At 33.6% G+C, this 21,260-nt stretch carries 13 protein-coding genes; 6 read left to right on the forward strand and 7 right to left on the reverse strand.

The features are described from left to right. The first annotated feature begins 6 nt into the window (after positions 1-6). Together EHQ43_RS14370 and EHQ43_RS14375 are read left to right on the forward strand one after the other, a co-directional pair. Complete coding sequence (locus tag EHQ43_RS14370) at positions 7-582, forward strand: DUF1318 domain-containing protein (RefSeq protein ID WP_135771558.1); 576 nt, start codon at positions 7-9, stop codon at positions 580-582. Continuing rightward, the gene (locus tag EHQ43_RS14375; RefSeq protein WP_135771559.1) at positions 579-8,519 is read left to right on the forward strand and encodes a PD40 domain-containing protein; all 7,941 of its coding nucleotides are present in this window, start codon (positions 579-581) and stop codon (positions 8,517-8,519) included. Before EHQ43_RS14370 ends, EHQ43_RS14375 begins: the two co-directional genes overlap by 4 nt. Here the strand turns inward: EHQ43_RS14375 and EHQ43_RS14380 are convergent. Continuing rightward, positions 8,516-9,601: an aminopeptidase gene (locus EHQ43_RS14380; protein WP_135741293.1), complete on the reverse strand. Its 1,086-nt coding sequence runs from the start codon at positions 9,599-9,601 to the stop codon at positions 8,516-8,518. The two genes, EHQ43_RS14375 and EHQ43_RS14380, sit on opposite strands and share 4 nt — an antisense overlap. Positions 9,602-9,604: 3 nt before the next feature. Between EHQ43_RS14380 and EHQ43_RS14385 the strand changes: the two genes are divergently transcribed. The 4 genes from EHQ43_RS14385 to purM are packed head-to-tail and all read left to right on the forward strand — an operon-like array spanning position 9,605 to position 13,872. Further along, complete coding sequence (locus tag EHQ43_RS14385; RefSeq protein WP_135741294.1) at positions 9,605-10,732, forward strand: S1C family serine protease; 1,128 nt, start codon at positions 9,605-9,607, stop codon at positions 10,730-10,732. A 4-nt stretch (positions 10,733-10,736) separates the two neighbouring features. After that, on the forward strand, positions 10,737-12,038 hold the full coding sequence (locus EHQ43_RS14390; RefSeq protein ID WP_135754650.1) for a pyridoxal phosphate-dependent aminotransferase: 1,302 nt from the start codon (positions 10,737-10,739) through the stop codon (positions 12,036-12,038). Next, positions 12,039-12,851 carry a glutamate racemase gene (murI, locus tag EHQ43_RS14395; protein WP_135771560.1) on the forward strand — a complete coding sequence of 271 codons (813 nt, stop codon included), beginning with the start codon at positions 12,039-12,041 and terminating at the stop codon, positions 12,849-12,851. After that, positions 12,844-13,872 (forward strand): phosphoribosylformylglycinamidine cyclo-ligase, encoded by a 1,029-nt coding sequence (purM, locus tag EHQ43_RS14400; RefSeq protein WP_135771561.1) that lies wholly within the window; start codon positions 12,844-12,846, stop codon positions 13,870-13,872. Before murI ends, purM begins: the two co-directional genes overlap by 8 nt. On the opposite strand, the gene EHQ43_RS14405 is transcribed toward purM, so the two are convergent. Genes EHQ43_RS14405 through EHQ43_RS14430 form a run of 6 tightly spaced genes read right to left on the reverse strand, consistent with a single transcriptional unit; the run spans position 13,862 to position 21,258 of the window. Continuing rightward, positions 13,862-16,348: a PAS domain-containing sensor histidine kinase gene (locus EHQ43_RS14405; RefSeq protein ID WP_135771562.1), complete on the reverse strand. Its 2,487-nt coding sequence runs from the start codon at positions 16,346-16,348 to the stop codon at positions 13,862-13,864. The genes purM and EHQ43_RS14405 overlap by 11 nt on opposite strands. Beyond that, entirely contained in the window at positions 16,335-16,715 is a 381-nt protein-coding gene (locus EHQ43_RS14410; protein ID WP_135741299.1) for a response regulator, read from the reverse strand. Before EHQ43_RS14410 ends, EHQ43_RS14405 begins: the two co-directional genes overlap by 14 nt. A 2-nt stretch (positions 16,716-16,717) precedes the next feature. Further along, positions 16,718-17,077 carry a response regulator gene (locus EHQ43_RS14415; protein ID WP_135741300.1) on the reverse strand — a complete coding sequence of 120 codons (360 nt, stop codon included), beginning with the start codon at positions 17,075-17,077 and terminating at the stop codon, positions 16,718-16,720. Continuing rightward, a complete protein-coding gene (locus tag EHQ43_RS14420; protein ID WP_135771563.1) occupies positions 17,070-18,335 on the reverse strand; it encodes a sensor histidine kinase in 1,266 nt (421 codons plus the stop codon). The genes EHQ43_RS14415 and EHQ43_RS14420 overlap by 8 nt, the downstream gene beginning before the upstream one ends. Next, on the reverse strand, positions 18,332-19,375 hold the full coding sequence (locus EHQ43_RS14425) for a protein-glutamate methylesterase/protein-glutamine glutaminase (protein WP_135771564.1): 1,044 nt from the start codon (positions 19,373-19,375) through the stop codon (positions 18,332-18,334). Before EHQ43_RS14425 ends, EHQ43_RS14420 begins: the two co-directional genes overlap by 4 nt. Next, positions 19,372-21,258, reverse strand: coding sequence for a chemotaxis protein CheA (locus EHQ43_RS14430; RefSeq protein WP_135771565.1), 1,887 nt, complete (start codon positions 21,256-21,258; stop codon positions 19,372-19,374). Before EHQ43_RS14430 ends, EHQ43_RS14425 begins: the two co-directional genes overlap by 4 nt. Positions 21,259-21,260: the final 2 nt, after the last annotated feature.

Consider the following 21,260-nt stretch of genomic DNA (forward strand, 5'->3'; position numbering starts at 1 on the left):
GTATTTATGAAGCAGATTATATTATTTTTTTTACTTATTGGCTGTAGTTTCAAAGTACCTCCGATCACAATTACAAATGCACAAACTGCCGCAGAAAAACAGATGGTGGGTGAAGACCGTGAGTTAGAAAGAGAGGGATGGATGATTGGTTCTATCCAATCTTCAACCAATGGACAAAATAATCAGGAGAAATTAGCAAAAGAAGAATCTGATCCTGAAATAAGAGCACACCGAATTCGATTAAACTACCTGTCGTCAGAAATTAAAAAATATAAATCACATGGGATTTTAGGAGAAACTCCTCAAGGGTATGTTAAATTAAATCCACTTGCTTCTTCCCTACCAACATACATTCACTACGAACTGCCTGCCAAAAAAAAACGAGTAGAAGATGTGGTCTTGTTTTTAAATGAATCCAGAAAGTTTATTATGGAAAAAGAACTCAGCACGCATAAGAAAAAAGGGAAAAAAGAAGATGAATTGCTTAAAATCAAACAAAACCTAATTGATGAATATTATAAATCAATATCAATTGGTGAGTATTTTGAAACTGAAACTGGTCGATGGGAAAAATACCAATGAAGTTGATTCATCAGGTAATCCCCTATCCTTATATCATATTTTTTGTTTTCACATTCAATTGTGCTTTGTTTCAAAGTAAAGTTAAGTACACGAATGTAAATTTTGATTACTCTGCTATTTCTAAAAATTATTTTTCTCCCACTCAATCAAAACCTTTCCCTTTAACAGTCCAAAGAGGGAACAACTTATATAGTTCCACCACAAAAGATGGAAGATATCTTTTTTACGCAACAGATCAAAAAGGGAATTTTGATATTTGGTTTCGAGATTTACAAAGTTCCTTAGTTGTCCCCATTACGGATAATTCATTTTCAGAAACAAAACCTGCCATTTCACCCGATGGAAAATATTTAGTTTTTGTTTCTGAAGAGTTTGATTCAGAAGGTGATTTGATATTATTATCAATAGATACAGATGAATGGATAGAGGAATATTTAAAAGGGAATCGCTTTATCAATGATCACTTTATTAATTTAACCAACAAACCTAACAAAAAAGGGGAATACCAAAAGGGAATTACAGATACTGATCCAATTTGGTCTCCAGATGGCAAAACAATCTATTTTATTTCAGATCGATTTTCACCTGGTTTACCGAATCTCTGTTCCGTTTCCTTTGAAAAACCGAGTGAAATCAAACAAATTACTACGTTAGGTGCCACTTCTCCGTTTTTGTCGTCCGATGGACAAATTATTTACTTTATTTCTTATTTTGAAGATAACAAAGGTGAAGTGTACCAGATCCAACTGTCCACTGGAGATTTAAAAAGAATTACGTTTGACCAGTATCTTGATTTTACTCCAACAATTGATAGCCGATCAAAAAATTTGTATTATGCTTCCATTAGAAAAGATACAAACGGGAACGGTCGATTGGATGAACGAGATCATAGTTTACTGATAAAGAAAAACCTGAGTTCAGGGGAAGAAAGAATTTTATCTTCTGGAGAAACTTCCAATTTCGATGTTAGATATTCGAATTTTAATGGAGGATCAATTTTATTCTCCGCATCCTATTATAATGCCATCAATATATATTTCATTCCAGAAAACGGATCGATTCCTAAACAATCAAATATAAAAGAACAATTTCAATATTCAAAAAGTTTATCCCCAGGCCAAAGTATTGAGTCTTATTTTTTGGCTTTGGATTCAGTAGAATTATTTTATTCAGAAGACCCATTGTATCCAATTTATGAAGCGCAAGTTTCCTTATTAAAATATTCAACCTACAAACGATTTGGAAAAAATGATGAAGCGAATAGTTTTTTAAAGGCATACCGAAAGAAAGCGGAATTGGAAAAAAATAATTTTGCTCTCGTGTTGATAAAGTGGAACGAAGCAAAACAGAATTCTACTTCATTTAATTTAATGAATGAAATTCGCCAAATTCCTGATCCTAAGTTTACAACGGATGGAGAGGCATTACTTTACCATCTTTATGCTGATCATTTAGAAAAGGAAAAACAGAATACCTTATCAAAGGAATTTCTATATAGAATTTATCAAGATCATCCATATTATCATCAAATTGATGAAATCAAGCGTCGATTAGGTGGATTTGATTTTAATCCAAATTCTTATCAGTTATCTGCCCTTTATGAAGATATGATCAAATCGTGGGAAAATGAAAAAAGAATTTATCTAGGTGATCCAAATCATGAGTTTTCAAATGATCGCAAAAGGGATTTACGTTATCTATTAGAAGATGTGATTTCAAAAATAACCGAATCAAAAAATAGTGAGATGATCCTTGGATTTGTCAATTCTGCTTTAGAATCTCCAAAAAATCAGACAAATAAAGTTTTCCATCAAACCCTTTTATTTATAAAAGCAAAAGCACTATCAGACTTAAGGCGATATAATGAATCAAATATAGTATTGGATTCGGTAATTCCTATACCAATCCAAATTGATTTGGAGCCACCAGGCAAACCATCAGTTTTTGAAACTAGAAGTTTTATGGCTGATTATAAAAATCCAATTTTATTGCGTGCAAATCTTCTGAAATATTCAAATCAAAAGGCTGCAGGTAATACATCAGATGCACTCAGGAATTTAAAAATATACTTAGAATTTTATGACCCACTGTTAGGGGTAGACCTTGGCGCAGATGATATCAAAAGTGCATTCTTTTATTTTGAAAACAAAGCCGTTGAATTTGAGAGGATTGGTGATTTACTCCAATCATCATTCCATTACTTTTTTAATAATCAAAATATGTTCTTAGTTAAAACAAGGAATTTGTACTTAGATTCTTTATACAAAGAATATGCAATCTACTATCAGAGAAAAATGGTAGATACAATATTTAGTTATGGGAAAAAAATTCGAGAAGAAGAGGAGCGAGCACTTTTAAATCAAATAAATATCTTAAATAAAGATAACTTGAATGTAATTGGAAATTTATCTAGTTTAACATCACTTGTCACCGATCGAGAATTGGTACGAAACATTGTCAATATTAAGGATTTTGAGAAGATAGAAGTTTTGTCTGGTAAAGCACTCAATTGGACTGAATTGTACTACAAACAAGCAGTTCCAAGGGCTAGACCATATTTGGATTTGGCAACTCTGTATGGGTATTCTTATTATCTAATTAATAAATATGTTACCTATGAATCTTATTATTATTCCACAGGAACAATGACGGATGTACGTAAGGCAGAAATCTTAGAAAATTTCAAACGTGCAGAACTGGAATTACGATGGATTATATTTGCAGATCCAACTCATTATGATGCTTACCAATTGCTTGGATGGTTATATCAATATGTTGATTTGATGAAACTTCAAAAAGATTCAAACTCGGGTGATGTCGATTATGATATATATGAAAGTTTGTATAAAAAATATTTTCCAGATAAAAATTTAGAAGCAAATATCGAATTGTACAATCAGATATTGGTGTTTTTAGGTGAAGATTATTCCAATAAAAAAGTTATTTCAGATTTAAATTTAAACTTAGGGAACAATTATTTTTTACTAAATAATTATCCGAAAGCGAATGAAAGTTATCGAAAGGTTGAAGATAGTTCTACGTCTTTATCGATTAAAAACCAATTCGAAGGATACAAACAAGAAGCAATTTATCGATTTAATTATGGAAAATCCTTGATTTACCAAGGACAATACAAAAAAGCTTCAGAACAATTTTCTAAATCAATCGATATTTATTTTAAAAATGAATACTATCAATATGTAAACCAATACGCACAAGAACCTAATTCGATTACGTTGTCTCAACTGAATTCAATTCGATCGAAATTAGCTTTGCTTTTTTCATTACGAGGATTGTCTGAACTTGAAGTAGGACAATATGAAGAATCGATAGTATCTTTCCAAACAGCAATCGCTTATAACAAAGATGTAAAATTTATTAGTCCCATTAACTTATCAAATTATCTAGCAATTGCATTCCAGAAAAGTGGAAGATTCAGAGATTCATACCAAATGTTGCAATTAGCAGAGTCAGATTATAAAAATTCAAAAGAGTCACTTTATAGTCGTTGGAAAAAATGGAGTTTATGGAATTATATATTAGGAGATAGTGTAAGGGTAATTGGTGATGGGCGATTCCCTGGAGAGTTCCCAGACGATTTTAAATATTTATTAACCCTAGGTGTTAGAATTGAAAATCATATTGAACAGGAAGAATATGTTTCTGCCTTGAATGAAATTCAAGTGAGAAATCAATTCATCACCTCAAAAGGATTGGATGGAACAATCATTGGTAAAAATATTTTAGCAAAATCTAGGCAAGTTGAGGCTCAGATATACCAACGGAGTCATTTGCCGATTGATGCAAATCAACGATACCGTGATCTTGTCGATACATTGATTAAAAATGCATCCAATAAAGATGTAGAAAAACTTTTTCATAATTATAGTCATTCAGTTTTTGTCATACAGGAATCTCTCGATACCAACGAAGAATCGAAAAAATTAGTTCTAAAAGAGTTTTTCGATGATTTACGATCATGGAAAAATAGAGAAAACAAGGGTTGTAAACAAGATTTGGATGTTTGTGAAACTAACTTCCGAATTTCCAATCCCAAATATGATTTATATTATGGGACTGGTTTGTATTATCATGCAATTCAACTTTCGAATGAACAAAAAGAATTTCAGTCAATCCTTTCCGAAGCAGTTCAGATATTAGAAAATCCGGGGCTTGTGGATCCAAAGTTAATTGGATTAAGTAGTGATCCAATCTCTCGGCAAACTAGAGTTAGAGTTTTGTTGAATTTATATTCCATTTATATGATGCTAGGTGATCAAATCATGGCAGAAAAAAAATGGAAAGAAACAACCGAGCTTGCTTACGAGTTTCGTTTGGATGAAGAAAAGTTTTGGTCTAATGTTCTGCGATCAAAGTGGGAGACAGGAAAATCACAAAACGTTGGTAAGGTTGATCCTTATTTAAAAGATGCATTTCAAACATACCAATCAAATATATCAGTTCGATTATTTTCGCCAAAATTCAGATTAGAGAATTTTGTTGAATTATACTCGGAAGTTAATTTGCAAAGATCGGACATTCAATCGGTAGTAAATATTTGGGAAAATTATCGAAGTTTGGAACTTTTTAGAGATCTTATATCTGCACAGTTTGAATTTGAAGATTCCAAACTGAATTTGTACTACCAAGATCTATTGAAATGGTTCAAGTCTTATAAAAAAATAACAAACCAAATTGTTGATAAAACAATCAAACGAGAAGGAATAAAACCTTTAATTAAACAAGAGTTTGATGAAGCAGAGAGATTGCTTGCTTTGATCAATAAACTAAAAATAGTATCTCCAGATCGAAAGTTTTTCTTTGAGCCGTCGCGCCAATTGAATAACGAATTTTTCCCCGAATGGAATGGATACTTACAACATGGAGATTCTATCCATAGTTTTTATTTCAATGAAGGTAAATTAATTCATACACAGTGTAAAAAAAGTGAAGAATTAGTTCGATGTATACCAAATTTAATCCAGTCCAAATCACTGATCCAAATTTTAGGAAAAAGAAATGAAGGAGAGACTCTGAAACAATATCTCTCCCTTTCCAAACAAAAAGAAAAATACCCATCAATTATATTCGATCGGAATCATAACCAGTTATTTGATGAAAGGAATGAAAGGCGATTTAAATGGGTAACTGTCTATGGCAAAGGAAACGATAAATTTAAAGATTCGCATATACGAAGTTCGGTGAATGGAAACTTAGGAATCTTGTTATCCGACACTGATTATTTGATTTCTAAACAACCTCTAGACCAACAGACGAGTTTGTTTGGAGATGAATTATCTCAAATTTTACCATTTCGTGAAATGTTCCAAGGTAGCGGTTCCGAAATTTCAATTGTTGGATTAAATATTCAAAATTTTAAAACACATAAACAATGGGAGAAGCTTGCTCTCCTTTACGAGATATTAAGAACCAAACGAATCCAAAATATTGTTTCTATCAATGAAGAAAATAATAATCAATATTCACCTGCTAAATTGGAAGATTTTGTAAAAAGTAGAAGTGACTTTTTTATTGGAAATTGGAAGCCTTATTCAATTTCGTCATCGAATCTGGTAGACAGCGCAAAGTCATTTATAGATTTAGGATTTCAAAATGAAAAAACGAAGGAAATCAATGGTGCCTATGAGAATTATTATACCGCTTCAACATTATTAGATGAATCTAATGAACTATTACCTTCTTTAGAATTGAAATTAGCGAGGCTTAGGGCAGAAATATTTCCAAACGTTTCGAGAAGGTCAATATTTCGGCCCCTTTGGAAAAAATACGAAAACTCTCCTTTTCAAAACCAAATACGTTATGAATTTTTAGTTTCCTGTTTGTCTTCTAAGGACAAAGAAGATTGTAGTTACAAATCATCCGATTTTATTGGTGCGGATCGAGATACATTCCTGGGAGCATTGGAATTTTACTCACAACTTAGAAGTGGAAAATTTAAGGATTTTAGAGCAAAAGACGATTTGCGTTTTAAAATTGAGAAAGACGAAGATCCATTTTTACAAGCATATCGATTGGGAAGTTTGTACATTCAGAACTATATGTTCTATGAAGCAGAAAACCAAACGAAAAATCTTTCTAAGTTAGCAAAATCTCCAAAAGAGAAAAACGTAGTTAAAAATCGAATCTTGGAAATTTACTTTCACAAAGCCTTTGTCTTCGGAGACAAAGAAATGTATTTAACACAACTGAGTTCAACATCCGCATATAATTATGGATTTAAAAAAGATTGGAATCAGTTTGATGAAAAAATATTGTCTCGTGATTTTACAAAGTTTGGTTATTCGGATGCGATTTATGATTCTTATCGTATTAAGTTGTATACATCATGGAAAGAACAACTGCAAACAGGGTATTCTGAAATATTATCATTAACTCCTGAATACCTTACAAATGGACAGTCAGTTCTGACAAAATTATCGCATTTAAATCGAACTCTATTTTTCCATATGATACTTCGTTCAATACCGTTCCAAAAAAACCAAGAAGTAAATTCTTTATTCGAACTACTTTTACAAATGGAACTAAACGAAGGAAGAATTTATCGAGCTTTGTTTTTTCAATTGGAATTCGCAAAAGCTTTGTACCTTCGTGGGGATTGGGATTTAGCAGAACAAATAGTTTCCAAAATTCAAAAAACTCATTCTGAACTTGGTGATGGTAATAACGATTGGGTAGAAAAATGGAACGATTTTAAGATAAAACGTGATTATTTGCGAAATCAACCTTCTAAACAATTGATTGGTTCCAATCCATTTTTGAAAATATATGAAATTTCAAATTCCAAAAAACCTGAAGAATATGTAACAGTTCTAAATGAGTTTAATAAAAAATATAAAAATGAATACTTGAGCCCTGAATTAAAATTAGAATATGAATTTTTGTTCTACTATTTGTTGCAAAAGTGTTTGGAGAAAAATAACTCCGAAAGTTTTTTTGATTTAGCGATCGCAAGAGAGGTGTTTCGATATACTTCAGAAAGATTTTCAAATCAAAACTTATATGTGAAAAATATCCCATTTTTTGAAAATTATTCAGAACGATTGAAACGAAAAATGTTGGGCAAACAAGAGTTTCATGGTCTTTTTGATTTGGGAAAAAAAACATATCTCCTCAGTTTTGCTCAAGGGAAATCTTTGGGTAGGGAATTGTTCCCTGATAACAAATTGATTTATCGAGAACTTATTCGATATTTCCGTTCGTCAGAATCCGGTGGGCAAGAGGTTATTTTAAGAGAATCTCTCGCTGACAAATATAGAACTAACCTTCGATTGAATCAAAAAAATCGACATTATTTGTTCAGTTCGGGAATTCATTCTGTTGTTCCATTTTCGGTTCCAGATACTGAATATTATTCTGTTTCATCCGTATCTGACTTTTTGACAAATCCAATCATACGAATGAAAGATATTTCTCCTAAAAAACCAATTGTAACGAATGTTGGTTTCCGATCTTCGATGGAAAATGAAATCAGCGCAGGTCTGATCCAATGGGAAACAAATGGTTCGAAAGATGGTGATTCTCCTTATAAAGTGCAGTTTTCAGAATTGGGTTGGTGTTCCTTAAATTATTTATGTTTTGATGGGAATCCTTTGATTGATACTAAGTTTAAATCAACGAACACAGCAATTATATATGCGAATCAAAAAATTGGACCATCCCTTCAATTCACAAACGATTTTAGTGGAATTGCCTATTATATTGGGAAAGAAAACAAGGGATTATTTGTTCTCCATTCAGGTACACAAACTGGAGTTCACAATTTGTATTTCATACGTCAGTTTTTGGCAACTGAAGAGTTAGAAAAACCATTACATGTGCGATTGATTGATGGAAAAAATGCTGCCAAATCTTACTCGATTGATGATCGATATTGGATAGGTTATAAACTTTACACATCCGCTATGATAGATGACTAGTTTGTTTTGTTCAAAAATTTTTTTCGCTCAATTTCAGGTAGATCAAAAAGTTTTTTGACCTCGTCATGAAATTTTGATAAGTCACTATTTGATTTTTCGTAAAGACTCAGAAAACTCACTTCACCTGAGTGGTAACGGAGTGCACCTAAAAAGTCTTCATTGTTCCAATTACGTGCTAAAAATTCTTTAGATTTTTCTTCAGGGACTAATTTATCTTCAATGACTTTTGATTTAAATTGTAAAATTATAGATTCTTTTAAATTTTGTTTTGTAGTGATGTCTTTATCACTTTCATAAACCTCTTTCAATCGATCCGCAAAATGTTTAAGTAGTTTGATTGTTGTTTCTCTTTTTGATTTTTCCTTTTTGAACTTTTCCAGATGAGGACTATTTTTTCCTTCTTTTTTTGTATAAAATCGTTCGGTTCCTATTTCTTCAACAAAACTAGCATAAGATTCATTTAAGGTTGTGTCACCTGGAAGGTAAACGGTCGCATGTGCCATTTCATGGATGACGAGCCCCACCAAACGATGGTCAGGCCAATTTAGCTGAGGAGATAAAACTGGATCAGAAAACCAACCTAGAGTAGAATATCCTCCAATGGCACGAACACGAGTGTCATAACCTTTGTTTTTAAGTTCGGTTTCTAATTCAATTGCCATTTCCTTATCAAAATATCCTTTGTAAGGAACTGTGCCTGCAATGGGAAACCACCAAGTATATGATTTTAATGCCAAAGATTCCGATGCACTGACATTCCAACCAATTTCGTCTCGATCAAGTTTTGTAAAATATTCGAATCCACCTTTTTCATTTAGCGAGAGTTCTTCGATCGCAAATTTTCTTACCTCTCGAATTAATTTGAGTTTATCTTTTGTTTTAGAATCGATATCTGGTTTGTTTAATACTTGTTCAATTTTCTCTCTGCCTAAAATGATCGCAGATTGTTCCTTTCCTAAATGGTATAGATATGGCAAACACCCAGTAAGAGCCATAGGAAAGTAGACCATTGTCATTAAGGTTCTTATCTTTTTCGTTCGACACAGAAGGGGAATCAGCAAAAGTGGAAGGGGTTTTGGCATTCTATGGAAAGAAAAAATTCGATTCCACCTGTCGTCTACATTAACTTTGCCTTAGTATTTGTACTTTTGTTTGCGATATTTTTTCCTGAGATCCGTTCTGCTGTCACAAAACTCTTTTCTTCCCCAAAACCAATTTCGGCAAGTAAACAGAGTCAAGCCATCCAGATTCAATCTAGTTTTCGAAATGTTTACCGAGAAGCACAACAATTTGTAGTTTCTATTCGGACTAAAAAGACGGAGATGATTTTCCATCCGTATGCGTTTGGTGAAAGTAGAGAAGATCGGATTTCTTCCATTGGGAGTGGATTCATCATTGATGAACGTGGGTTTGTTGTTACTAACTACCATGTCATAAAAAACGCTGAAATCATTGAAATCATCATGTCCGATGGTCGTATTTTCCCAGCTCGTTATGTTGGTAGCCACGAAAGGGCTGACATTGCCCTCTTGAAGATTCCAAGTGAAGACAAATTCATCCCCGCTTTTCTTGGTAATTCGGACGAAATCGAAGTAGGTGATTGGGCAATCGCCGTTGGATCTCCATACGGATTGGAAAAAACATTCACTGTGGGAGTGGTCTCTGCCAAATCAAGAGAGGACCTCGACGAAACAGGGCAGACCCACATCCAAACCGATACTGCAATCAATCCTGGGTCAAGCGGTGGGCCACTCCTGAACATTTATGGAGAGGTCATTGGGATCAACCGAATGATTCGATCCTCGAGCGGTGCAAGCGCCGGGATTGGATTTGCCATTCCTATCAATTATGCCAAACGAGTTTTACGCCAAATCGAACAGAACGTTGGCCAAAATATAAAACCTGCTACCCTTGGTGTGATGGCAACGACTCCTCTCCCTGACCATAGACGTTCTTTGGGAATCCCGAGTGAAGCTGTGGGTGTCCTTGTTTATGACATTGAACCCAATTCCGCCGCTGAAAAAGGGGGGTTGCGCCGGTATGATTTCATCGAAGGGGCAAATGGACTAATTGTCCGGCATATCAATGACCTTCGGGAACAAGTGGGACTTGTCGGACTTGGAGGCGTCTTACGGTTGAAGATATTAAGGGATACCCAAGAGATGGAATTATCGATCCCTTTGGTCGAAGCAGCCTACCAAAAAGGCAAATAATTTTATGAGAAGAAATATAGTCCATTCGGGTGCAGATGCACTCATTTACGAAATCCGCCAAATTGTGGCGCTTGCGAAACAAATCGAGGCAATGGGTGTGCCTATCACTTGGGAAAACATCGGTGATCCCATCCAAAAAGGGGAAAGTATTCCTGTTTGGATGAAGGACATTGTCAGTGGACTTGTGAACCAAAACAAATCTTGGGCCTATACAGCCACCCAAGGGGACGAAACAACACGTAAATTTTTAGCTGAAAAAGTAAATGAGAGAGGTGGTGCTCAAATTACTTCTGAAGACATTTTGTTTTTCAATGGACTTGGTGATGCCGTTGCAAAAATTTTTGGCTTTATGAGAAGAGAGGCAAGGATCCTTGGGCCTTCTCCCGCCTATTCCACGTTATCTTCCGCAGAAGCTGCTCATTCTGGTTACGAACATTTAACATACGAATTAAATCCTAACAATGATTGGATGCCAGATTTAGAAGATATAGAAAACAAAGTAAAATACAATGACTCAATTGCAGGTATTTTACTGATCAATCCGGACAATCCAACTGGAGCCGTATATCCAAAAGAGGTTATGCGTGAGATTGTTAAAATTTGTGAAAAATATGATATCATCCTAATTTGTGATGAAACTTATGCTCATGTAAATTATTCTGAATGGGGTAGTATCCATTTATCGGAAGTAATAGGTGATAAGGTATGTGGATTTGCACTTCGTTCGATTTCAAAGGAATTTCCTTGGCCAGGTGCAAGATGTGGATGGTTGGAAGTATTTAATCGTAAAAATGATCCAACATTCGAGAGATATATAAAATCATTGTTAGATGCCAAAATGTTGGAAGTTTGTTCCACAACATTACCTCAGCTCTCTATCCCTTTGGTTTATTCTCATCCTGAATTTTTGAACCATTTGAAATTTAGAAATTTAAAATTCAAAAAAAGAGCTGAAAAAGCGACTCAGATGTTATCTGGAATTCCAGGTGTCAAAGTAATCCAACCTAAAGGTGCTTTTTATTTAACTGTACTATTTGAAGAAAATGCACTGAAACCTCAGATGACATTACCAATTCAAAATGAAAAGGTAAAAAACTTTGTCGCTCCGTTAATGGAAAAAGCAGCTCTTGATCGACGTTTCGTATTACACCTATTAGCTTCGGCAGGTATTTGTGTGGTTCCACTTAGTTCCTTTTGTTGTAACCGAAATGGATTTAGGGTGACTTTGTTAGAAGAAGATGAAACCAAGTTTGAATGGATTTATAAAACTCTAGCCGAAAATATGAAAAAGTATTTAGAATCTTAAATGAATTCTCGCGGCAGATACAAAATAGGTATTTTTGATTCAGGATTAGGTGGCCTTTCTGTATTACGTACTTTATGGAAAGAAACATCTAATATCGATTATATTTATTTTGGTGATTTGGTTCATTCACCTTATGGACAAAAATCGAAACAAAAAGTCATTGAACTTTCAAAAAATGCTTTTGATTATCTCATCGAAAAAGATTGTGAGGCAGTTTTGTTTGCATGTAATACTGCAACCTCAGCGGCTGCGGATTTTTTAAGGAACCAACATTCCATTCCAATTTTTGGAATGGAGCCAGCCATTAAACCTGCGTTAGTCGAGAATCCTGGAGTAAAAATTGCAGTATTTGCGACTCAATTAACTCTGAAAGAAGAAAAATTTAAAAATTTAGTTTCAGGCCTAACAAAAGGATCTGAAGTTTTGCCAGTTCCATGTGAAGGATTAGCGAAGCTGATTGATTCTGATCGATGGGAAGATGCATGGGACTTTTTAGATACAAAGATTAAGATGGTTCTGCCAGAAACAGAGATCATTGTTTTGGGTTGTACTCATTATGTTTTTTTAAGAGAAAGAATCCAATACCATTATCCAAATTTGAAAGTATACGATGGGAATTTTGGTACTTCATTGCATATGAAGAAGATACTACAATTACCAGATGGTTCAAAGGAAAATAAAAACCAACTCGATATCTTGTTGAATACATCTGAATCAGATTATGTGCATCTTGCTGGTAGGATTGCAAAAACAATCACTCCAAATCATACCTTGTCTTTAATTAATACTACTATAGGAAAACTCCATGTCTGACCAAAACAAAGTAACATACAAAGATGCAGGAGTTGATACCGAAAAGGGTCAAGAATTTGTAAAAAGAATCAAGGCGAATGTCGCAACCACTCATAATCAGAATGTATTAGGTGGGTTAGGTGGGTTTGCTGCTTGTTATGATGTTAGTTTTTTAAAATCATATCAGGAACCAATTTTGCTTTCTGGCACTGACGGTGTTGGAACAAAACTCCAAATTGCAAGGGAACTTGGCATTCATGATACTGTAGGTATAGATCTCGTTGCCATGTGTGTAAATGACATTTTGGTAAATGGTGGTAAACCGTTGTTTTTTCAGGATTACATTGCTTGTGGAAAACTACATCTACCTACAATGGAAGCGATTGTTTCTGGAATAGTAAAAGGATGTAGACTAGCCGAATGCGCATTAGTTGGTGGAGAGACTGCAGAACATCCAGGAGTAATGCCAGATGATGAATATGATTTGGCTGGATTTGTAGTGGGTGTTGTCGAAAAAAACAAAATGATTGATGGTAAAACCATTCGACCAGGCGACATGATCGTTGGACTCTCCTCTTCGGGGCCACATAGCAATGGATTTTCTCTCATTCGGAAGTTACTTTTGAAAGATGGTAAATTACCCGCATCACAAGACCAAATTGATTTTATCAAAAACTTTGTATTTGTTCCCACTAGTATATATGTAAAATCAATTCTATCGCTAATTGAAAAAGTAAACGTAAAAGGAATGGTTCATATCACAGGTGGTGGGTTTTATGAAAACATACCTCGAGTTTTACCCACAGGCGTTGGAGCTGAAATTTTCTCGCTTCCTGAAACATATGTGTTCTCTAAACTTGAAAAAGACCATGCATTAGATCGAAATGATATGTATGGTACATTTAATATGGGAATTGGTTACATTATCGTCGTAGAATCAAATCAAATTGATTCGGTTATGAATGAATTAAATATACTTGGCGAAAAACCATATATCATTGGTAAAACTAATGACACTGGTAAAATTACCATCAAGATGTAATTGGAAAACTAACTTTAAAAACAGTTCTACCAGGTACTGATTCGAAACTAATATTTGCATTGTGCCTGATCACAATTTCCTTCACAAGGTATAACCCAAGTCCTAAACCGTCACCTGATGTTTTAGTTGAAAAAAATGGCATAAAAACTTTAGATTGTTGTTCAATTGGGATACCAATTCCGGAATCCTCAATTTCAACAATCACGGATTCATTGGTTTTATAACTTCGAATCCAAATCGTTCCTTTTGTTGACATTGCTTGAATTCCATTCCAAATGATTTGGCTCCAGAGTTGAACTAAGTCACCTTGGATGCATCGAATTTTACCTTCAAAATCTAAATTCAAAATTAAATTAATGTCTCTTAAAAAATATTCCTTATACAAAGATATAGCCGAATGAATTGTATCTTTTAATGAAAAATCGATGAGTTCCAAATTGGATTGGAGTCCTGCAAAGTTCTTTAATGTGAAAGTGATTTTTGATAATCTTCTAATTGAATATAGGATGTGTTCGGAAGATTGTTTCATTAATAAAAGTTTTCTCAATCGTTTGAAATCATTTTGATTCCCGATTGCAGATTGAATTTTTTTAATGATCGAAGGAGATAAATTTCGAATTCCTGAATCAACAAACAATTCTGCAAGTTCGTCAGGATATAATATTGTATTTTGTTTTAATACTTCTGTAAGTGATTTCCTGGCTTGTCTATTTGTAATTCCTGTTAAAATACGTAGACCAGAATCATTTGAATCAATGATTAAATTCAAGATTTCATTTAGTGTTTGGTCTTTTATGTCTTGAGATTCATCTTCCCACTCTGCCACCAATGTTTCAACAGAAGATTTGATCATCCCAATTGGATTGTTGATTTCGTGTGCTAAACCTGATACAAGTTGTCCCAAAGATGCTAATTTTTCGTTTTGGATTAATTTTTCTTGGGCTTCCCTCAACGCAAAAAGTGCGGAATTGAGTTCGGTATTACTTGTTTGTAATTCAAAAGTTCTCGCTTTTACTTTTTCTTCCAAAGATCGATTTAGTTCTTTTAATTCAAGTTCTGCGGTTCTTTTTGATGTTTGATCAATTCCAATCCAAATAATTTTCGAAGGTTCGTCTTTTGAGTCACGAATGATCCCTAACCGCCATTCTAAATAAAGAGTTTGTGAATTCTTTGTGATGTATCGAAGGATTAAACTTTCAGCAATATTTTGAATTTCATTAATATCATCCAAAACTTCTTTTAAAAATTCACGATCTTCTTCTACTAATATAATGTTTTGAATGTATTTATTTAAAACATCATCTTTATTTAATTGTAATACTCTTAATGCTGCAGGATTGATATTTTCAATTAAACCTTTTGCATTAGTTAAGAGAATTAAATTTGCAGCATTGTCAAAGACGGTTGAATTAAGGTTCTTTTCTTGCAGTAATGAAATTTCAGTTTTTTTAGAATTTGTGATATCGAGTGCTACGACATCTATCCTTTTTTTAATACCAAGAATATCATTGGAAATATTGACGTAATGTTCTGTCCAAATAATAGAACCATTTGCATGAATCATTCTTAGGATGATAGGTGATTCTCCGGAAAAAAGTTCTTCTATTTTGTGTTGGTCTTCTTTGATTACAATGTCTCGAAAAAAATCAGAATTTTCGTAAAAATAATTGATACCATATCCTGTAATTTCTTCCATTTTAGAACTAATATAAGAGGTTCTTGGCTCAGGTAAAAATTCAATATTATAAATGATGGCTGGTAATTGATTGTACATAATCAAAAGACGAACGTTTACATCCTTGATCGCTTTTTGTAAAGTTTCTAATTCGAATAGTGATAAATTTAATTTTTTGGTTTGTACTTGAAAACTAAAAAGGATACAAGCTACGCCGAACAAAAACATAAACAAAGTGTTGATCGTATAACCTAAAGGTTTATACCAATCGATAGTGAATAAATATGGGAAAAATAACCTTTGTAATGCGAGTAAAAAACAGATAAAAAAGAAATAAATTCTGATTGTTTTAGGATATTCATTTAAACTTAGAATAATACTTCCAAATAAAATGAGAATTGAGCCATTGAAGATTGCAGAAGGTAATGAGAACCAAAAAAAATTAACTTCTTTTAATAGTAGAGTGACAAACAGAAAATAGAGTAAAACAAAAGAAGAAAAGATCCATTTTTTTGAAATATATCTAGAAATGATGGGGGAAATTGATAAAACAAGGAGATAAGAACTAAAGAGTGTTAATGACTCCGAAAAAAAGAAATACAAAACATTTTCTGTGCTTCCGTATAAGTATAAGGAATAATTTCGAATGACCAAAACAGCAAGGAAATAAGCAGTAAATGTGAGTTTGATTTCTGACTTTGAATTTTTAGATAAAAAATAAATGATAATTGAAATAACTAAGTTAACGACAACAGAAAGTGCTGTAACTGCAAATATTACATCGATTTCAATTGGCAACATCGGGATCGACTAACTCTGATACTTTTTTGATTAATTCTTCATTTTTAAATGGTTTGATAAACCATCCATCTGCACCTTCTAGTAATGCTTTAGAGATTATTTCTGACTTACTTTCTGATGATAAAACAAGGATCCTAAATTTAGAGTTTGTTTTTATTTTTTTTGTTTCTCGAATCAGATCAACCCCTGCCAAACCTGGCATGTTAAAATCAAAAATTCCAAGAACAATATTAGGATTTGCTTTTAAGGTTTCTAAAGCAGATTCACCAGTTTGACAGATGATGATTTCATGACCTTGACTACTTAAGGCAAGGCGCACAATTTTTAAAACTGCCGGTGAATCATCTACGATTAAAATCGAACTCATTCTTAAATCAATTGGGAAATAAGTTTGGTTAGAGATTCATTTGCAAAAGGTTTTACAAGCCAACCAACCGCCCCTGCTGCTTTCCCTTTGTTTTTCATTTCTTCGCTTGATTCAGTCGTTAACATGACGATTTTCATGGTTTTTCCATTTTCTGATTTTAATGTTTTTTCAGTGAGTTCAATGCCAGTCATGCCAGGCATATTGACATCAAAGATACCAATGTCAAATTTTGAGTTTTGAATTTTCTCTAAGGCTTCCATTCCATTGGAGGCAGACTCAACTTCATGCCCATCTGTTGTTAATACCAAGTTTAGAATTTTTAGCACTGCAGGTGCATCATCAACTGTTAATATTCTAGCCATTTTTTTTCTCCTCAATGAATAATGGAAATCGAATTGTTAAACAAACATCTTTTGTATTATCATTTTTTAAGTTGTCATCTATATTATAAATTTGTACATTTGTTTGGTGTTGGTCCATTATCTTTTTAACTAATGTCAAACCTAACCCGAATCGAAATTGTTCAAATTTAGCGTAACTATCATCAACAACAGATGAAATTCTGAAAAAAGGTTCAAAAATTAAAGTTTCATATTTTTCTGGAATGCCAATTGTTCCATCTTCATTTTGATAGGCAGGGTTTATGATTTTAATTTCTAAGAAATTCTCCCTATGAAAAAATATGACAAAAATTTCGTCACCTTCTTTGGAATATTTGATGGCATTCAAAAGAATTTCTCTTATGGTATATGTTATTTTTTCAAGATTGAATCGTATTTTATGATTCGTCACCGAATTTGGAAGTTGGCTTATGTTAATCTTTTGTGATTTTAAAGATAAAGCTTCTTCTAAAAATTTGCTCTCCGCTTCAAAAATAGGTAATAATTGAATTGGTGATTCGGTTGTTTCGATAGTTTTGTCATCATCAATCACAGATTGTGAGATTGACATGCTATCAAACATACTTTTTGCAGCATCATAATTTTCTGATAATAAATCTAATATTGGTTTTTGGACGATATAGTAATTGTTTTCAGTATCGAATTTACTTTTTGAAATTAAAATACTTACTACACTCATAAGTGTTCCAATACCACTTCCTTGAAACAAGCTAATATTCATTTGGTGGATAATGTCTGCAGAAATGTTTTGGTTTTCTTTGTGTGTGAGTGATTTTTTCCAATCAAAAATTTCAATCACACGTTTGAATAAATGATTTTCAGCTTCGTGGATGAATTGAGATTTAAGTTTTGTATTTAAGTATTGGAAAGACCTATCGAGTGTCAATTTTACATGCTCATCTTCGAATGGAAATTGTATGTAATCATAGGCTGAATGTCTCTTTAGAAATGAAGCAGTTTGTGCCCAATGGTTTGAATCGGTGACAAGAATAATAAGTGTGTTTGGATATGACTTTGAGATATTTTCTAAGATTTCTTGTGAATTTGAGTCTTTTAAGTCTTCGATAGGTAAAATGATAAAATGGAATTTTTCATTTTTTAAATGATGAAGTATTTCATCTAATTTTTGGATCCTCAAATAAGTGAAATTAACTTCATTTAGGATGGGAAGCAATTCGTTAGTTGTTTGAGAGTTTAATATAAGACAATGTGGTATCATTTGGAGCCCAACTCTTTTACTTTGTCCGTTATTTGTTCCAATGGGAGTTGGAACATTACAGCACCAATTTCAAATGCAACCTTTGGCATCCCATATACCACACAAGTTTCTTTGTTTTGTCCTATAGTAAGGCATCCATTATTTTTCAAATTTAATAATCCTTTTGCTCCATCATTCCCCATTCCGGTAAGAATGATAGCGAGAGACTGTTTTCCCATCCCACAATTTACAACCGAATTAAAAAGTACATCAACAGAGGGTCGATGGCCATTAACTTTGTCAGTCTGTGTAATTTTTGTATACAGTTCGTTATTGATTTTTTGAACCTCTAGATGGAAATTCCCTGGTGCAATGTAAACGATGCCATTTTCCAAAAGTTGTTTGTCTTTTGCTTCGATTACTTTAGTATTTAATTCTGCATTTAATCTTCCTGCAAAAAGTGCCGTGAAATTCTCAGGCATATGTTGGGCAACAAGAATCGGAGGGAAGGAATCATCAACATCATCGAGTAACTTTCTAAGGGTAGTTGTCCCACCTGTACTTGAGCCTATCAAAATTACTTTGGATTTGAATGTAATATCCTTTTTTGATTTAACATTATTTGTTTGAAGACCTTTTTTTGAATTGTGAAAAACGGAAACATCATATGCTAAAGATGCATTCAACTTACTTAATAAATCTTCTTTAGCTTCAATCAGACTTTCTGGTGTACCGGATGGTTTTGTTACATAGTCAAAGGCACCTGCATCAAGTGCTTCCAAAGTGATTGATGTACCTTCAGTTGTTGAGGAACTAAACATTATGACTGGCATAGGATGTTGTGGAAGGAGTTTTTTTAAAAATTCAATTCCATCCATTTCTGGCATGTGAACATCTAAGGTCATTACATCTGGTTGTTTTTCAATGATTTGGTCCCTGGCTTCGAATGGGTTTGATGCTTCGCCTACAACTTCCCAATTCGGATCTGATTCAATCCAACGTTTGATCATACTTCTTACAGAGCGTTGGTCATCTACGACTATCACTGTATGTTTTTTCATGTGTTCTGAATCGCCATATGTTGATTAATTAATTTTCGTACATCTAAGATAAGACCAGCATGTCCATTACCCAAGATGGTACAACCTGCTAACCCATTAATGTTTTTGAATAGGGGGGAAATGGGTTTGATGACAATGGATTGATTCCCCAAAATTTCATCGAATACAATCCCCATTTGATTCTCATGAGATTCTGTAACGATCATATACTTTTCTGCTATTGACTTGTTATGATTGAGCTCCGATTCTTTTCCGAATAGTAAATCAATGTCAACGATTGAGATTTGGTTTTCACGGTATTGAATGCTATGATTGTTACGATATAATTCATTGATCGGTTCATTTTTGATGTAAATAGTTTCTTTTACATCAACTGATGGTAGTATGAAGTAAGTTTCCGATTTACGCACTACCAAACCTTCGATAATGGCGAGTGTTAATGGAACTCTGATTAAAAAAACGGTTCCTTGTGATTGGTTTGAGCTGACATCAACAAATCCTTTCAAAGTTGTTACATTTTTTCGCACAACATCAAGTCCTACTCCTCTTCCAGATAAGTCAGTGACTTCGTTTGCAGTAGAAAATCCTGGATGGAATAAAAAATCCCATACTTCTTCATCTTTTAAATTTTCAACGTCACTTGGGTGGATCAGTCCTAGTGAAATTGCCTTCCTAAGGATTTTATCTCTTTGCAAACCCTTCCCATCATCTTTAACTTCAATCCAAACTTCTTTTCCTGATTGGACTGCTGTTAAATGAATTTTACCTTTTGGAGATTTCCCAACTTCTTTTCTTTCTTCTGGAGTTTCTAAGCCATGATCAATAGCATTCCGTATGATATGGACAAGTGGATCATACATTTCTTCAATGATAGATTTATCAATCTCTGTATCCTCACCTGCAATGATTAGTTCTACTTGTTTCCCGGTTTTTTTTGCCGTATCACGTACAAGTCTTTCCATTCTAGAAAATACACCTGAGATCGGCACCATTCGTAAACTAAGCGTGATTTCTTGTAAACTTCGGATTAACTTTTTTAATTGAAGTGCTGATTTATGAAAGTTTTCGAGTTTCAGTTTTTGCAGATCAGGGTGTTCGGTCACCATAGGTTCATTGATGACAATTTCACCCACTATGTCTAAGAGAGAGTCTAGTTTATCGGTGTCGATACGGATGTCTTTTTTTTGAACCACTTTTTTTTCTTCTTTTTTTGTGAAAGAAATGTTAGGTGGTGTTTCTATTACAGATTTTTGTTCTGTATCATTTGGTTTGTCAAATAAACCAAATTCTGCGTTGTTAGTGGATGTTTCCTTTTGGAAAATACCAAATTCTTTGTTACTCTGAATAGAAGGCTCAGGCTGAAACAGTCCAAATTCTTCCGAGGGGGATGGTTTAAGATTTTCTTCTTCGAATAACCCGAATTCTTTGATGTTCCTTTGTGAACTTGAATCCATGGGAGTTTCCATTCCTAGGTTTTTCAGTTCTGTGAGTTTTTGATTTGTAATTTCTAAAAATTGGATTTGAGCTTCTGAATACAAATCACCACCAGTTGGCGAATTCTCTTCATGGACAACTAGTTCGTTCAGAATATCAAGTGCATTTAATAGGATCTCCAAGGTTTCTTCATCTTGCACTTCCGGTTTATTTCGCAAATAATCTAAAAGGTTTTCTGCTGCATGTGCAATTTTGACAATACCAGACAGTCCAAAAAATCCAGAACTCCCTTTGACGGTATGAAAGTGACGAAACAAAGTATCAAGTAAATCTCTTTCAACTAAACTTCCATCTAATGTAGTTTTTTCAAAATTTAAAAGCCCAGCTTCAATGTTTTCTAAACATTCTTTTGCTTCCGTTAGGTATTCTAAAACATCTTCTCTTTCCATGT

Source organism: Leptospira bouyouniensis, from assembly GCF_004769525.1.
GTDB classification, from domain to species: Bacteria; Spirochaetota; Leptospiria; order Leptospirales; family Leptospiraceae; genus Leptospira_A; species Leptospira_A bouyouniensis.

Excerpts from the sequence above, each read along its gene's own strand:
- EHQ43_RS14425 (WP_135771564.1), bottom strand. The coding sequence starts at position 19,375 with ATGAAAAAACATACAGTGATAGTCGTAGATGACCAACGCTCTGTAAGA.
- murI (WP_135771560.1), top strand. The coding sequence starts at position 12,039 with ATGAATTCTCGCGGCAGATACAAAATAGGTATTTTTGATTCAGGATTA.
- EHQ43_RS14430 (WP_135771565.1), bottom strand. The coding sequence starts at position 21,258 with ATGGAAAGAGAAGATGTTTTAGAATACCTAACGGAAGCAAAAGAATGT.
- EHQ43_RS14380 (WP_135741293.1), bottom strand. The coding sequence starts at position 9,601 with ATGCCAAAACCCCTTCCACTTTTGCTGATTCCCCTTCTGTGTCGAACG.
- purM (WP_135771561.1), top strand. The coding sequence starts at position 12,844 with ATGTCTGACCAAAACAAAGTAACATACAAAGATGCAGGAGTTGATACC.
- EHQ43_RS14390 (WP_135754650.1), top strand. The coding sequence starts at position 10,737 with ATGAGAAGAAATATAGTCCATTCGGGTGCAGATGCACTCATTTACGAA.
- EHQ43_RS14385 (WP_135741294.1), top strand. The coding sequence starts at position 9,605 with ATGGAAAGAAAAAATTCGATTCCACCTGTCGTCTACATTAACTTTGCC.
- EHQ43_RS14420 (WP_135771563.1), bottom strand. The coding sequence starts at position 18,335 with ATGATACCACATTGTCTTATATTAAACTCTCAAACAACTAACGAATTG.
- EHQ43_RS14370 (WP_135771558.1), top strand. The coding sequence starts at position 7 with ATGAAGCAGATTATATTATTTTTTTTACTTATTGGCTGTAGTTTCAAA.
- EHQ43_RS14405 (WP_135771562.1), bottom strand. The coding sequence starts at position 16,348 with ATGTTGCCAATTGAAATCGATGTAATATTTGCAGTTACAGCACTTTCT.
- EHQ43_RS14375 (WP_135771559.1), top strand. The coding sequence starts at position 579 with ATGAAGTTGATTCATCAGGTAATCCCCTATCCTTATATCATATTTTTT.
- EHQ43_RS14410 (WP_135741299.1), bottom strand. The coding sequence starts at position 16,715 with ATGAGTTCGATTTTAATCGTAGATGATTCACCGGCAGTTTTAAAAATT.
- EHQ43_RS14415 (WP_135741300.1), bottom strand. The coding sequence starts at position 17,077 with ATGGCTAGAATATTAACAGTTGATGATGCACCTGCAGTGCTAAAAATT.